This is a genomic window from Vibrio sp. 10N.261.51.A3 (assembly GCF_041471965.1).
GTDB lineage: Bacteria > Pseudomonadota > Gammaproteobacteria > Enterobacterales > Vibrionaceae > Vibrio > Vibrio crassostreae_C.
Map to the genome: position 1 here is coordinate 1 of NZ_JBFRPK010000060.1, position 14807 is coordinate 14807.

The following is a 14807-nucleotide window of genomic DNA, read 5'->3' on the forward strand; positions in this document are numbered from 1 at the left end:
GCCATGCTCGGCGCACAACCCAAAAGGCCTCGCACTCGCGAGGCCTTTGTTGGTCGGTAATCAGTTCCTCCCTTTTCCCATTACCAACAATAGGTTTGAGATGTAAACCAAGGGGGTTAGAAGGGGATTGTCGGTCGAGTCTCACGTACAGAAGCCTCGTTGATTCACTGACTTAACCGCTCATCAATGTAACTTCGCTTCAAACAAACCTATTGACCCGATCGCGCAAATAGATAATATAGATAGCTAGACGTCTACATGTCTTTTATTTATTAAATGGAGTTATCATGAACAGCTACAAAAAAATCACAGCATCCCTGTTGGCATTAGCTTTCGTATTCGGTGTAACAGGATGTGGAAAAAAAGACGAGGCTGTCATCAAGATTGGGGCGACAGTTGGCCCACATGCACAAGTTGTACAAGCTGTTGCCAAAGAAGCAGCAAAGCAAGGGATAAACATTGAACTCGTCGAGTTCTCAGACTATATCACCCCTAACGCAGCATTAGATGATGGAAGTATCCAACTGAACAGTTACCAGCATCAGCCATTCCTCGATAACTTTAATGCCAATCACGATAGCCAGTTAGTTTCTATCGGACGTTCAATTTTGATGCGTATGGGCGTTTACTCGAACAAGTACACTTCGCTTGATTCTATTCCCGAAAACGCTCGAATCGCGATTCCAAACGATCCAACGAATGGCGGGCGTGGACTATTACTGCTTGAAGATGCAGGGCTGATCTCATTAAAAGACAACGCTGGTTTCAACGCGTCTTTAAACGATATTGTTAGCAACCCGAAGAACATTCGATTTGTTGAAGTGGATGCCGCGCAGCTACCCCGCTCTCTTGACGATGTAGATGCTGCTGCAATCACCATGAACTATGTAATGTCGGCTGGACTCGACCCTAAGAAACAAGGCATTTACTTAGAGAAAAAAGACGCACCTTTAGCAGTGATGGTTGTTGCGGCGCGAGAAGAAGACAAAAATAATGAAACGTATAAAAAGATTATCTCAATTTACCACTCACAAGAGATCAATGACTTTTTAGACAGCACTTTCAAAGGCACCATCGAAGCCGCAAATTAAGCTAAATCGTTTCAGATTTGGCGTTGCATGATACTCATAAAGCAACGCCAGATTTGAGTTGGCGGGTTGTCGTTGACGCATTCCAGCTTCTTTTCAAATTAGAGAGCAAAGCTTTAGTTACTTGAATGGAGGTTGAAAACCATATCGTCAGAGCAGATTATGTAAGCATAAAATTCAATTAAATCTGGGGGCTTTGCATGAAAAAAGAAGTGATACTTTTTGATATAAACGAAACGGTTTTAAATTTGGAGTCATTACAGCCTAAATTTAAAGCGGTGTTTGGAAAGGAGGATGCATTATCACTTTGGTTTTCAAAGCTTTTACACTCTTCAACGGTTTGCATCGCAACAAACGTAAAATCTACTTTTTCTGAATTAGCGAATGCAGCGCTCAACGCTATTGCACAACGGTACAAGTGTGATTTAACGGCGGAAAGCAAAGGTGCCTTGTTAACTTCTTTTGCCAATCTACCACCGCACACAGATATCAAAGCGTCTTTGCTCAAATTGCGCGAGAACGGGTTTAAAACCGTCGCTTTTTCCAACTCATCCCTCGATCTCATCACTTCTCAAATCAAGAACTCAGGCTTAGAAGATTATTTCGACACCGTCATTTCCGTTGAAGAAACAGGCAGTTTCAAACCCAATTCAGATGTGTATAACTTTGCAGCCGAAACTTTAAAAGAGCCTGTAGAAAACCTTCGTCTTGTCGCTACTCATGATTGGGACACTCATGGTGCGCTATCCGCTGGCTTACAAGCAGCCTATATAGACCGAACAGGAGTTGAGTATCATTCCTTGTATTTGAAACCGGAGATTAGCTCAAGGACGATGAATGGTGTGGTGGAACAAATAATTAAGCACAATTTAGACAAGTAAAATCTCAAGAGACTTTTCTACTCCTGATTCGATACAACCACCCTGTAGTGGTCAACAAATTCCGGACACTGACTTAACCGCTTTGATCAACCTTGTGTTGAACTGCTCTGGTTATAGAGACGCTGTCGGTTACCTAAAAACTGCAGTTACCTAGCAACAAATATAAGCTAGCAACAAATATAAGCTAGAAACTACTGTAAGAATGAGGAACGCGTTTGTCTTCATCCCAGCCTGATAGCTCAATATTGATCAATGATTTGCGCTGCTCATTACACAGTGAAGCGATATTGATGATAGGCAGTTGGCTACGAAACTGCGCTGTAAGGATGACCTTTTTACTTTCGTTAAGGCTGCTTCTGCATTGCGACAAAATCGCTTCAGTATCTAGTTGGTGTGCGTTCTCGATAATTTGGATATCAGCATTCTCTTGATAGCAATCTATCAACCAAGATACAGCAGGCTCTTCTATGCTGGTGAGCACGATGACATCTTTTGTTGTGACCAATTCTTTGAGTTCAGATAGTTTGAGTTCAGTTTCCATAGTTACCCTCATTCAGCAGCAAATACATTAAAGTCGATTGCCCAGTTTAGCCTGTGCTAAGTGGTAGCCTCTGTCGATCATCTCTTGTGAGCGATCAAACTCTAGGGTGCCACAAGCATTGCGTGGGATCTCAAGCGTGATATCGGCGGGGTAAGCGGCCAACTTTTGGCGAGCAATGGTCGATTGCATCGCATCAAACGCTTGGTTGGCAATGTCGTAAGCAGCAAAGTTGAAGCTCATTTTACTTTTTACACTGCTACCGAGATTATCGATAAAGTGAACAACCTTCTCATGCAGATTGCTCTCTTTTGTAGGTAGGGAAACCGGTATCGTTTCCTGTTGAAGCATCTCAGGTTCACCACCTAAGTTCACAGCCAGCGTAAAGTCTGTCTTATCACTAAAGGTAGGCGCAATCGGTACGGGATTGAGCACTCCTCCATCAATCAGCACTTCACCATTAATGACATGTGGAGTGAAGAACAGTGGCAAAGAGATGGAGGCGCGAATGGCGTCAAACAGAGAACCTGATTGCAGCCAAACCTCTTTTTCATCGGCGACGTTAGCGGCAACTGCGGTATAAGGGATGGGCAGATCTTCAATTGAAATCTCGCCGATCAGTCCACGCAGAGTGTCGATGATCTTGTCCCCTTTGAACATACCACTCGATTGCCATGAAAAGTCCAACATCATAGCCATATCCGATTGGTCGATACTGGTGACCCACTCTTCAAATTCATCCAACTTGCCCGCCGCGTAGACACCACCGATAAGTGCGCCAATTGAACAGCCAGAGATAGATTTGATCTGATAGCCATGCTCAATTAACCAACGGATGATTCCAACGTGAACCAAGCCTCTTGCGCCACCACTGCCAAGTACTAATGAGACCGTTTTTGCCATCGTATTAATCCTTTAGTTTTTAATTCTAGGGGAGCTAACTCGCCGATTTACCAATTCGCAGATCTCAACTCACCGAACCACTCTCAGTCCATACGGGTAATGAAGGTTTGCTCGTCATCCACAAAAGCCACATAGTCGCCGTGATAGATAAACACCCGACCACGCCCTTCCACTATACACGCTAGCTGTGGGTTCAAATCTTCTTCAAGATTTTCACTTTGATACGTGCCGGTATCGGTGATCACACCGCGGAGTTTAGGCAAAAATCCATAACTGCGTTTGGCTTGATCAATCAGGCTCAACTCGCTGGCGGTAGAAAAGCAAGCTGGGATTGGGCCTGCATCTTCGATAAACATAGTTTTCAGTTCTTCAAAGGCTGTAATTACCAGCCAGTCGATGCCATTTACGTGATGGATAAACATTGTTTATAAATACCTAGTTTCTCGATAACTCTAATGCGGAGATTCTATCACTATCAAGTGCAGAACGTGGGAGAAATTAAGGGACTACAAATAACCAGACACATACTATCTACAGGGTCTAATACTAGTCGTCCGACTCTACGACTAATGTCTAACCGACTGAGTCTATTTGTTTTTTTTGGTTTGGTATAAGGTACTAACAACTAAATGTTAATGAGTTTTTAATTATAAGTTGACGCATTGTTTGCGCTTCATACCGTGAGTCAACAACGTTTGTTGGAATAACACACCTAAGAGTGTGAACGAAAGGAATCAAAATGAGCACTACTTTAGAGTCCGCACATATACAAACAGAGAAGCCTCAAGCCAATGAGGATGAACTCACCTATGAACAACAACATAAACCAAGCTCAGAGTTTGAATCCCGAGAACAGTATCTAGAACACGAATTGCAAATCATGTCGCCTAAGCGCTGGCGTCCAAATTTGCCGTTTAAAGATTATCGATTTGAGATAGAAGACACCATCCCAGCGATGGCGGCGACCATTGGTAAAGTGGTTATGGTGGGCGCGATTGCAGCCACCTTTGCTGGGGCTCTCGGATTAAATGAAGACTTCATTCTAGAAAACGTTCGTTATGAACTGCTCATCGCCTCTGTTTTCATTATTATTTTCTCTGGCTTTTTATTGCCGACTGCAAACCTCGCAGGGACCCACGGCCCACTTATCCCTTTGATTCCGATTGTGGTTGCAGCAGGTGGACACCCGATGGCGTTTGGCCTGTTGATTGGCGCTTTTGGCCTCATCTTAGCCATCAGTAAAGGTGGCAGCATGTTGGCCAACCTCACCAGTAAAGGCGTGTGTGGCGGCTTATTGCTCTACCTCGGCTTTGTTGGAACCGCCTCTCAAGTGAAAAAGCTTTTCGCTTGGGCTGAAGGAATCGGTATGAGCCACATTGCTTTTGTCGTGATCTTTTGCACCATTATTTTGTACGCATTATTGGAACATTTCCGTAAGCGTTGGCTAGCTGTCCCTCTTAGCTGCTTGCTGGGTGGTACGATTGCATTTGCCATGGGCGCCCCATTTGCTTTCCACACTGAGCCAGGCTTGCCTAACATGAACCCTATGTATTGGTGGGGCGAAGATACAGGTTGGATGCTAGGCCTGCCGACGATTGAACACTTCATGGTGGTATTGCCGTTTGCGATTCTAGCCGTGGCGATGTGGTCGCCAGATTTCTTAGGCCATCAAGTATTCCAAAAGATCAGCTACCCAGAGCGTACCGAAAAAGTACATATGAACATCGACGACACCATGACCACGGCTTCAATTCGTCAAACGTTCGGTTCTCTGCTCGGTGGTACTAACTTTACATCTTCATGGGGTACTTACATCGTACCAGCGGCGATAGCTAAACGCCCTATTCCTGCTGGCGCGCTGCTCACAGCTCTGTTCTGTATCATCGCCGCAGTTTGGGGTTACCCGATGGATTTAGCTATCTGGCAACCTGTACTGTGTGTGGCGCTGATTGTTGGGGTATTTGTTCCATTGCTAGAAGCTGGAATGGAAATGACGCGTGAAGGAAAAACCACACAGTCGGCAGCGATTGTTGTGTTCTCTTCAGCGCTCGTTAACCCTGCATTTGGCTGGGCTCTCACCATGCTGTTAGATAACTTAGGCTTAGTCGGTTGTAAAGAACGTAGTAGTGAACTGAGTAAAATGAGCCGCTGGGTGTTGCCTGGCACTATGTTTATTGTGCTAAGTGGCGTAATGGCGCTGGTTGGCCTTCTACCGGGCATACCAGCGATTATCCCGAGTTTTCGTTAAGCTCGATTAATATTTAGTTTTAGTAAGAACGCAAAAAGGCCTCGCAATCGCGAGGCCTTGTTTTATCTAAGTTTCAATGAACGAGCACCGAAGTAATTGGTGATGGTAAACCACATCAACTCGAGAGCCATTCATCCAGTACTTTGATGAATTTAGGATTAATGAGATAACCGATGGAAGCATGTGGATTGCTTTTCCCGTTGCGAATATTGAGGTTATAAATCGGGTGGATATCTTTCATTCCACCGGGTATTAGATCCAGTTTGAGCATATCCTTGAAGTCATTTTTAATTTTGCTGTCATGAGAGATAAAATCATCTTCTGCCGATATGTTTATCCATTGCTGAATGTTTAACGGGTACTTCTTCTCATCTTTCAAGCGGCTCCCTTTTAGCCTATCTTTTACGTTTTCATCGCCTAACGGGGACCCGAGCGTCAGCAATAAGTTGACCTTCTTGTCTGCACCATAGTCGTGTCTATACTCTCCGTAATGAGACAACTTCCACAGCACGTCATAACTGATCATCGACCCAAGGCTATGAGATACAATCATCACATCATCTTGATTATCAAGCGCTTCCTTAAGTTCAACCATTAGCCTATGCCTGACATCACTGCCAAAATAGGTATCTTCATTCCAATAATGCGCCATGTCCGGTGCGACCTTCGTTATGAGTGTCTCAGCCACACCTAGCGTTCCAAATAGCGATGAAAAAGTATCTGCTAGCGCCTCTTTCAGAAAACCAATTTTAGATACCTTGTTATACGTTGTTTTATTGAACTGGCTTGTCTTGTACTTTTTGAGTTCAGACAACGCTTGCTGACGACTTGCAGGGTCTTCCGTTGGTTTGTCTAACAATGTATTTGATAGCTCACCGTAATAGACAAACCGTTTATCGACATCTTTAAAAGCTTGTAATGAACTTGAGTCTCCACAATCTCGCTGCAAGCCATGTTCTATAGCCTCGTACCAGAGTGCTTGAAGGGAAGCTTTATCGGGCTTTTGAGCGCGACCATGAATGAATATGATTTTCTTAGCCATAGCAGGACGTCCTAAACACATAGTTAAAGTGATTATCAGCAGAAAGCACCTCCTAGATTCGGTCAGCCCTTGCTAATAACAGTGGCGCTAATTACGCATCTAGAGGTGGTTGATAGAGCATTTATATAACTATGAGGCCGTCGTTTAAGGACCATAAACGAGTGAGCGATGCGATCATCACTCGCAAATTGAAAGAATGTAGCTAGCAAAACCTCCAACTCACAAAAAGGCCCCGCAATCGCGAGGCCTTAGTTTTATCTATCACCGATTACATCCATCTTTTAACAACTACAACGCCCTACTTCACTGACTTAACCGCTTTCGTCAACGTTGCGTTGAATAGTTCTAGTAGACCAAAACCTCCCCCTCTAGCTCCCCCTCGAATGGAGTGACCCGATCTCTTTAGATTAACGATCGAGGGGGGAGAACATTCTTTGGCGCTGAACATATAGCTGCACTTTTCACGATCGGTATTCAGTTCCTCCCCTTTCCCATTACAAACAAGAGACTGGAGATGTAAACCAAGGGGAGGTTAGGAGGGGATTGTCAGCCTATTTTCGCGTGCAACTGCCCTACTTCACTGACTTCACCGCTTTCATCAACGTTGCGTTGAACTGCTTTGGTTGCTCAAGCATTGGGAAGTGGCCTGAGTCTTCAATTGTATTCGCTTTAGACCTTGCTCAATGTTCAATAACAACGTGCCAAGTCACATTTATACCTCTTGCTAAGTATCTATTTTCAATAGAATTCTTTAACATTCAATAACTAAAGCAAATAATTAACATCGAATAATTAACATCGAATAATTATCTTATTTATATAGTTAGTGGTCTAGAAAATGAATAAAACGATACTCGCAGCATCAGTGACTGCATTATTACTCACTGGTTGTACGGTGAGACACGATAGAGAAGCAATGGTAGACAACACTGAACAGGCTTCAGATCTCGATATTTATCAGCATGACAATTACGATCAGTACAGCCAAGCAATGCAAATCATGTATGTTTACACAGAGCGTGATCCGACTAAGCTAGGTAATGCCGATGTTCTGGCGAAAGATTACTACGATAAAGTAGCAATCAAAAACACGGTCAGTACCACCGCAACCGCAGCCATGTTAATTGGCAACCTGGCATCAAACCTCGATATAGCGACGTTCTTTTTGGGCACGCAAACAGCAGACAAACTTCCTTACGCCTTCAAACGTCAGCACAATATTGCTATCGAGCCTATTGGCGATGATGTCACTTACGACTCAATCTATCGCGAAGACTTAGATCGCTTAAAACAAATGATGAAGCAAAAATATCCGAATGCGGAAATTTTTGAGTTTGAGCAAGATTTTCTCAATGTTAGAAATACAAGTGTCAGCGCAATGGATATTACCAAACCAGAATGTGCCGAGTTTAGACAATCTGCCGAATTTACGCCTGATACCACTTTTGTTGAAGATGAATTAGACCACTGCTTTCTTTCAACACGCAAACCAAACTACTTCAAGAAAATTGTAGAAGGTGAGATTGATTTCATTGAGGGCGTGCCCAAAACAAAACGTTACCTCGTGTATTCTATCTCTGATGAAATGATGGCGACATACGAAGAGCAAAGCCACTTCTATCGTTACGTACCTTACTTCGGTTGGATGAACTCAGCTAAACAAAAAACATACGAAGCTAATCCTGAAAAATTCAAGGCCGATGTAGAGGCAATGAATACATCACCTTACCCATATCTTTACCGCTACTCGGATAATAAGGTATTACTGTTTAAGACAGATGCGACCATATAACCTTTTCAGGTTGAGATATCCCAAGAAACAAAAAGGCCTCGCAATTGCGAGGCCTTAGTTTTATCCGTCGAAAAGTTACAACCGCCCTACTTCACTGACTTAACCGTTGAATCATGAGCCATCAATACCAAGAGCGTGATGTTCAGAATTAAACGTTTCATAGTGTCTCTTTACTTACTTTGGAGGGAACACAGAAAGCGTACCTCTCAATCAATATAGCCACTATAAAGTGGTGAAGCTATTAATTGAACCGAGTGATTACAATATTAAGTTTGAAAATTTTGACTAATTATTATTTTACAGCACATAAAATCGAAATAACCACAAATTAACAGTGGCTTTTACTATAAATACACAACAAAACATATTATTTGTTACTTTATGTACTGTTTATCTGCTACAAAAAAGCAGTGATCACTGCAGCATTATGAGTTTAACACGTTGAAACATATGTTAAATATTTATAGCATGCCTCTTGGTAATTATAATTTCTTACAATAATTTGAGGTTAGGGATAATGTTAAAACGTAAGCAGTTGGCTATTGCTTTGGTCGCATTGATATTGTCAGGTTGTGCAGCGACATATGAATCGGCAGAAAAAGCCTTTCAAGATGGTGAGCATGTTGAAGCAAGAGAATCTTGGCAGAAACTGGCTTTAGAAGGTGATAGCCGTTCTATGCATCGTCTTTACACATCAACAAATCGTCCGTCAAAGGAAGATATTGATTGGCTAAAAAAAGCAGCAGATTCTAATTTGATAGATGCTCAATATGATTATGGCATGTATGCACTTGAACAAGAAAAATATCAAGACGCACACACATACTTAACTAAAGCATCAGAGAGCAAATTAGACCGAGCATCCAGAGTTCTAGAAAAGAACAAAAAGCTGTTCCCACTATGGCTAAAAGCTGAAAAAAGTGACGCTGACTCAATAAAGAAGCTAGGTAAGCTATATTGGGCGAAAAAAGAATATAAGCAATCCCTAAAATGGTATGAACAATGTGTTGATAGCGATACGTATTGCTCTTTCTATATGGGACTTGCTTTTAATAATGGATATGGTGTAACTCAGGATTATCAGAAAGCGATTCATTGGTACTCTAAATCAGCAAAAGGCGGAAACAAGGACTCAGCCAGAAATCTAGCGTGGTTATATGAGAATGGACAAGGTACGAATATAGACAAGGAATCTGCCTTCTATTGGATGTCAAAAGCAGCTTCTTCAGGTTGGACAACCCCAACTTCCGAGTTAGGAAGGTATTATTTGTACGGAATTGGTACTGAAAAAGACACAGATAAAGCATTTAAACTACTATCGAAGGTTGCGAATGAGAGTAAGAACGCTGCATATCATTTAGCTGGGATGTATTTTAATGGCAATGGGGTAAAGCAGGACTATCAGAAATCATTTGACTGGTACTCTATAGCAAGTAAATCAGATTCTGCTGCATCAGATTATTTTATTGCTCAACACTATTATAAAGGGTTAGGTAGAGATAAGAATCTAACACAAGCTTATAAATGGTATCTTCAATCTGCTGAGAAAGGAGATGTTGACGCTCAATTCAGGCTGGGCTGGATGTTAAGTAATGGCGAAGGGGTTACTGCAAATTCAAGACAGGCATTCAAATGGTATAAGAAGGCAGCCGAACAAGGTTATACCGTTGCTCAGAACAACCTTGGTGTTATGTATGCAGAGGGCAATGGAGTAGAAAAGGATGACTATCAAGCGTTTAAGTGGTATCAAAAAGCAGCAAAGCAAGGTGATGATGTTGCTCAAAGTAACTTAGGCATTCGGTATGAATTCGGCAAAGGTGTACGGAAAAGTAATCAACTAGCTGCGTTCTGGTACGCAAAGTCGGCACAACAAAATTACAAACAAGCACAATCAAACCTAAGTGACATACTCAATAAGCTTGGAACCAAAACCGTTCAGATCAAAAAAGCTTCAGTTTATAAAGAAGGTAATTTTGACAGTCAAGAACTGCTGGCATTGCCACAAGGTCAGCGTGTTTATGTTTTGTCCTCTGGAAGTAACTGGACTGAAGTTTATATCCCCAAGAATCACACTATTGGCTACTTAAACAACACTCACCTTTACTGAAATGGATTTTAAAATGAAAAATTTTATCTTTGCGCTATTTTTTATATGTCAATCGGCACTCGCCAACCCTACGGTATTTGGATTAACGATTGGCGAAACTACGGTTCAACAACTAAAAAGCAAATACAATATATCTCATCAAGGTATTAACAAGTACAGCCAAGGTGATATGTTCAAGATCCCTCAAAGCCAAATCCAATTTGAAGGAATTAATGATGTGACAGCCATCTTTAGTAAGTCGAACAAACTGGTTGCAGTTTTAGCAGAATTACCAAAAAACAAATTCGATTACTTAAATGGTGCTCTTGCGAAAAAATACCAACTGGTAAACCAAAAGATCCCTTTCGTTGGTAATAAATCAGCAACATACAAAGATGGTGAGACTGAAATTACTTTGGAGGCGCCGCATATGAGCTTTCAACTATCTATGAATTATATCCACTCTGACCTTTTGAGAGCCTTTAATACTCAAACTGAGAGTGAGAAAAAAGATAAAGAGCAACAAGAAAGCTCAATGCTTTAGAGACAGCATAGACAGTTGTACTTATTTTAAAGGTAGTTCACTCAACACTCCCCAACAAAAAAGGCCTCGCAATGCGAGGCCTTTGGTTTTCTATCTATCAGAAGAGATTAGTCGCGAAGTGCTGCGCCGAATTTCTCTGAGATTGAAGCTACGATAGCATCTACTGAACCAGCGATGTCTGCATCTTCAAGTGTGCGCTCTACAGACTGTAGGCTAAGTGCGATTGCTAGGCTCTTCTTACCTTCTTCAACGCCTTGACCAACGTATACGTCGAACAGTTTAGCGCCTGTTAGGAATTCACCACCAGCAGCGATACACGCTTCTACGATGTCGCCAGAAGCAACTGCTTCATCAACAACAACGGCGATATCACGACGGTTTGCAGGGAACTTAGATACTGCTACTGCTTCTGGAAGCACGCGAGTGTTGATAGCTGCCCATTCGATTTCGAATACGATAGTACGGCCGTTAAGACCAAACTTACGCTCTAGTTCTGGGTGAACAGTACCAATGATACCCACTTCTTTGCCGTCTACTACGATAGCCGCAGTTTGACCTGGGTGAAGTGCTGGGTGCTTAGCTGCTTTGAAGCTGTATGCGATTTCGTTTGCAGAAAGCTCAAGAACTGCTTCTAGGTCACCTTTAAGATCGAAGAAATCTACAGTGTTAGTTGCAATGTCCCAGTGCTCTTCGCCACGAGTACCAGAGATAACGCCCGCAAGCATCATTTCTTGGCGCATGCCGTTTTCAGCAGTTGCTTCAGGGATGAAACGTAGGCCTGATTCGAATAGACGAACGCGAGACTGTTGACGCTTCTGGTTGTGAACAACTGTGTTTAGTAGACCTTGGATTAGGCCAAGACGCATTGCTGACATATCCGCAGAGATTGGGAATGGCAGGATTAGCGGCTCAACACCAGGTACAACAAGTTTTTGCTGTTCTGGTTCTACGAAGCTGTATGTGATTGCTTCGTGGTAGCCACGGTCTACAAGAAGGTCACGAACGCGCTTAAGCGGCTGGTCAGCTTCTTTGTGGTCATTCATTTTAAGTGCGGCTTTAGGCGCTTGGTTTGGAATGTTATCGTAACCGTAGATACGACCTACTTCTTCAATTAGGTCTTGCTCGATTGCGATATCAAAACGCCAAGATGGAGACGTTGCCGTCCAGCCAGCTTCAGTCGTCTCAACTTCACAACCTAGGCGAGTAAGAATTTCCACTACGTCTGTAGATGGGATTTCGTGACCTAGTAGGCTGTCTAGCTTAGCGCGACGTAGAGCAACTACGTTTGCTTTTGGTAGATCAGCTGCAGATTCGCTGCCGTTTACTGGCGCAACTTCACCACCGCAGATTTCAACTAGAAGCTGTGTTGCACGCTCCATTGCTGCTGCTTGAAGTGTTGAATCAACACCACGTTCGAAACGTAGAGAAGAATCTGTGTGAAGGCCGTAAGCACGTGCGCGACCACGGATGTGATCCGGTGCGAAGAATGCAGCTTCAAGAAGTACGTCTGTTGTTTCAGTCGTAACACCTGAATCTTGACCGCCAAAGATACCAGCGATTGCTAGTGCTTTGTTTTGGTCAGCGATAACAAGCGTGTTGCTGTTTAGTTCAGCTTCGTTGCCATCTAGAAGTGTTAGCTTTTCGCCCTGCTCTGCTAGACGAACCACGATACCGCCTTCGATCTTAGCTAGATCAAATGCGTGCATTGGTTGGCCTTGCTCTAGCATCACGTAGTTTGTGATGTCTACAACTGGGTCGATTGAACGGATACCACAACGGCGCAGTTTTTCTTGCATCCAGATTGGAGATTCCGCTTTCACGTTTACGTTCTTAACCACACGGCCAAGGTAACGTGGACAAGCATCAGTTGCTTTGATTTCAACAGATACTGTGTCTTCAATGCTTGTTGCAACAGCTTCAACTGTTGGCTCTGTAACGTCTGCGCGGTTTAGTACGCCAACTTCACGAGCAAGGCCACGGATGCTGAAGCAGTCTGCGCGGTTTGCTGTTAGGTCTACGTCGATAGTTACGTCGTTAAGCTCAAGAAGCTCACGTACGTCCATACCTAGCGTTGTGCCTTCTGGCAGCTCAAGGATGCCGTCTGACTCTACGTCGATACCTAGCTCAGAGAAAGAACAAAGCATGCCGTGCGATGGAACGCCACGTAGTTTTGCTTTCTTGATTTTGAAGTCACCAGGAAGTACTGCACCAACTGTTGCTACTGCTACCGTTAGGCCAAGACGACAGTTAGATGCACCACATACGATGTCTAAAAGCTCTTTATTACCGTCTGCATCAACAGCGCCGATATCAATTTTTGTAACTTGTAGTTTGTCTGCGTCTGGGTGCTGACCGCACTCAACCACTTTACCTACTTTAACGCCGGTGAATTCACCAGCAACAGGTTCTACATCGTCAACTTCCAAACCAGCCATAGTGATTTGGTGAGCTAGCTCTTCGCTGTTAATTGCAGGTTTAACCCACTCGCGTAGCCAAGATTCACTGAATTTCATAGTTTTGACTGCCCCGGATTACTTGAATTGTTTAAGGAAACGAAGGTCGTTCTCGAAGAACGCACGAAGGTCATTTACGCCGTAACGAAGCATCGTTAGACGCTCTACACCCATACCGAATGCAAAACCAGAGTATTTCTCAGGGTCGATGCCAACAGAGCGAAGTACGTTAGGGTGAACCATGCCACAGCCTAGAACTTCTAGCCATTTGCCATCTTTACGTTTCACGTCAACTTCAGCTGAAGGTTCTGTGAACGGGAAGAATGAAGGACGGAAACGCACTTCAACCTCTTCTTCAAAGAAGTTACAAAGGAAATCGTTAAGAATGCCTTTAAGTTGAGCGAAGTTTACGTTCTCATCAACTAACATACCTTCCACTTGGTGGAACATTGGCGTGTGAGTTTGATCGTAGTCGTTACGGTAAACACGACCCGGAGCAATGAAGCGGAATGGCGGTTTGCCGTTTTCCATCGTACGGATTTGAACACCAGAAGTGTGCGTACGTAGCATTAGATCAGGGTTGAAGAAGAAAGTATCGTGATCAGTACGAGCTGGGTGATCGTCTGCGATGTTTAGTGCATCAAAGTTGTGGAATGCATCTTCGATCTCAGGGCCAGACTCAGTGCTAAAGCCAAGCTCACCAAAGAACTGTTCGATACGCTCAACTGTGCGAGTAACTGGGTGAAGACCACCGTTCTCAATGCGACGACCTGGTAGGCTCACATCGATAGTTTCTTCAGCTAGTTTCGCTTCAAGCTCTGCACGTTGTAGTGCGTCTTTGCGAGCTGCGATCGCTTGTTGAACAGCACCTTTCGCTTTGTTGATCTCTTGACCAGCAGTGCGACGCTCTTCAGGTGGAAGTTTACCTAGGCTTTGTAGTTGAAGAGTGAGTTCACCCTTCTTACCTAAATACTGAACTCGCACTTCATCAAGTGCGACTAACGAATCTGCTGTATCAATAGCAGTCGTTGCATTAGCAATGATCTCTTCTAGATGTTGCATCATTTCCTCATCTACCAGTTGGTAGTGTCCGTATCGGATGATTAGTTTTTTTAGATAGCTACACATAGTAATCAAACACGCTACCAATGCCAAATTGAATCGCTAAAAGAGCAAGTTATTGACTAAAAACACGGCAAATTTAACAGGATATTAATGAGGAGTAGGAAGAA

The 14807-nt window shown here is 43.3% G+C and carries 12 protein-coding genes and 1 pseudogene; 6 read left to right on the forward strand and 7 right to left on the reverse strand.

What is annotated here, in order from left to right; translation table 11 throughout:
* The first annotated feature begins 287 nt into the window (after positions 1-287).
* Positions 288-1091, forward strand: a complete 804-nt coding sequence (locus AB4371_RS15200; protein ID WP_017059075.1) for a MetQ/NlpA family ABC transporter substrate-binding protein — start codon at positions 288-290, stop codon at positions 1089-1091.
* Between the two features lie 197 nt (positions 1092-1288).
* Positions 1289-1969: a haloacid dehalogenase type II gene (locus AB4371_RS15205; protein ID WP_017065459.1), complete on the forward strand. Its 681-nt coding sequence runs from the start codon at positions 1289-1291 to the stop codon at positions 1967-1969.
* Positions 1970-2153: 184 nt separating this feature from the next.
* Here the strand turns inward: AB4371_RS15205 and AB4371_RS15210 are convergent, their stop codons facing one another.
* The 3 genes from AB4371_RS15210 to AB4371_RS15220 form a co-directional block, all read right to left on the reverse strand.
* Positions 2154-2522, reverse strand: coding sequence for a hypothetical protein (locus tag AB4371_RS15210; RefSeq protein WP_032548681.1), 369 nt, complete (start codon positions 2520-2522; stop codon positions 2154-2156).
* Positions 2523-2537: 15 nt separating this feature from the next.
* Positions 2538-3410 carry a patatin-like phospholipase family protein gene (locus AB4371_RS15215; protein ID WP_372083137.1) on the reverse strand — a complete coding sequence of 291 codons (873 nt, stop codon included), beginning with the start codon at positions 3408-3410 and terminating at the stop codon, positions 2538-2540.
* Between the two features lie 83 nt (positions 3411-3493).
* Complete coding sequence (locus tag AB4371_RS15220) at positions 3494-3832, reverse strand: cytosolic protein (protein ID WP_372083136.1); 339 nt, start codon at positions 3830-3832, stop codon at positions 3494-3496.
* Positions 3833-4149: 317 nt separating this feature from the next.
* On the opposite strand from AB4371_RS15220, the gene AB4371_RS15225 reads away from it, so the two are divergent.
* Entirely contained in the window at positions 4150-5658 is a 1509-nt protein-coding gene (locus AB4371_RS15225) for a DUF3360 domain-containing protein (protein ID WP_017059070.1), read from the forward strand.
* A gap of 115 nt (positions 5659-5773) precedes the next feature.
* Here AB4371_RS15225 and AB4371_RS15230 read toward each other — a convergent pair whose 3' ends face one another.
* Complete coding sequence (locus AB4371_RS15230) at positions 5774-6700, reverse strand: hypothetical protein (protein ID WP_372083135.1); 927 nt, start codon at positions 6698-6700, stop codon at positions 5774-5776.
* A 572-nt stretch (positions 6701-7272) separates the two neighbouring features.
* A pseudogene (locus AB4371_RS15235) lies at positions 7273-7359 on the reverse strand (alpha/beta fold hydrolase); the annotation flags it as partial.
* Between the two features lie 179 nt (positions 7360-7538).
* On the opposite strand from AB4371_RS15235, the gene AB4371_RS15240 reads away from it, so the two are divergent.
* The 3 genes from AB4371_RS15240 (at position 7539) to AB4371_RS15250 (ending at position 11122) form a co-directional block, all read left to right on the forward strand.
* Entirely contained in the window at positions 7539-8492 is a 954-nt protein-coding gene (locus tag AB4371_RS15240; RefSeq protein ID WP_372150274.1) for a hypothetical protein, read from the forward strand.
* A gap of 517 nt (positions 8493-9009) precedes the next feature.
* Entirely contained in the window at positions 9010-10599 is a 1590-nt protein-coding gene (locus AB4371_RS15245; RefSeq protein ID WP_372083133.1) for a tetratricopeptide repeat protein, read from the forward strand.
* A gap of 13 nt (positions 10600-10612) precedes the next feature.
* On the forward strand, positions 10613-11122 hold the full coding sequence (locus tag AB4371_RS15250; protein ID WP_372083132.1) for a hypothetical protein: 510 nt from the start codon (positions 10613-10615) through the stop codon (positions 11120-11122).
* A 107-nt stretch (positions 11123-11229) separates the two neighbouring features.
* On the opposite strand, the gene pheT is transcribed toward AB4371_RS15250, so the two are convergent.
* Together pheT and pheS are read right to left on the reverse strand one after the other, a co-directional pair.
* The gene (gene pheT, locus AB4371_RS15255) at positions 11230-13635 is read right to left on the reverse strand and encodes a phenylalanine--tRNA ligase subunit beta (RefSeq protein ID WP_372150275.1); all 2406 of its coding nucleotides are present in this window, start codon (positions 13633-13635) and stop codon (positions 11230-11232) included.
* A gap of 18 nt (positions 13636-13653) precedes the next feature.
* Positions 13654-14637 carry a phenylalanine--tRNA ligase subunit alpha gene (gene pheS, locus AB4371_RS15260; protein ID WP_004734764.1) on the reverse strand — a complete coding sequence of 328 codons (984 nt, stop codon included), beginning with the start codon at positions 14635-14637 and terminating at the stop codon, positions 13654-13656.
* Positions 14638-14807: the final 170 nt, after the last annotated feature.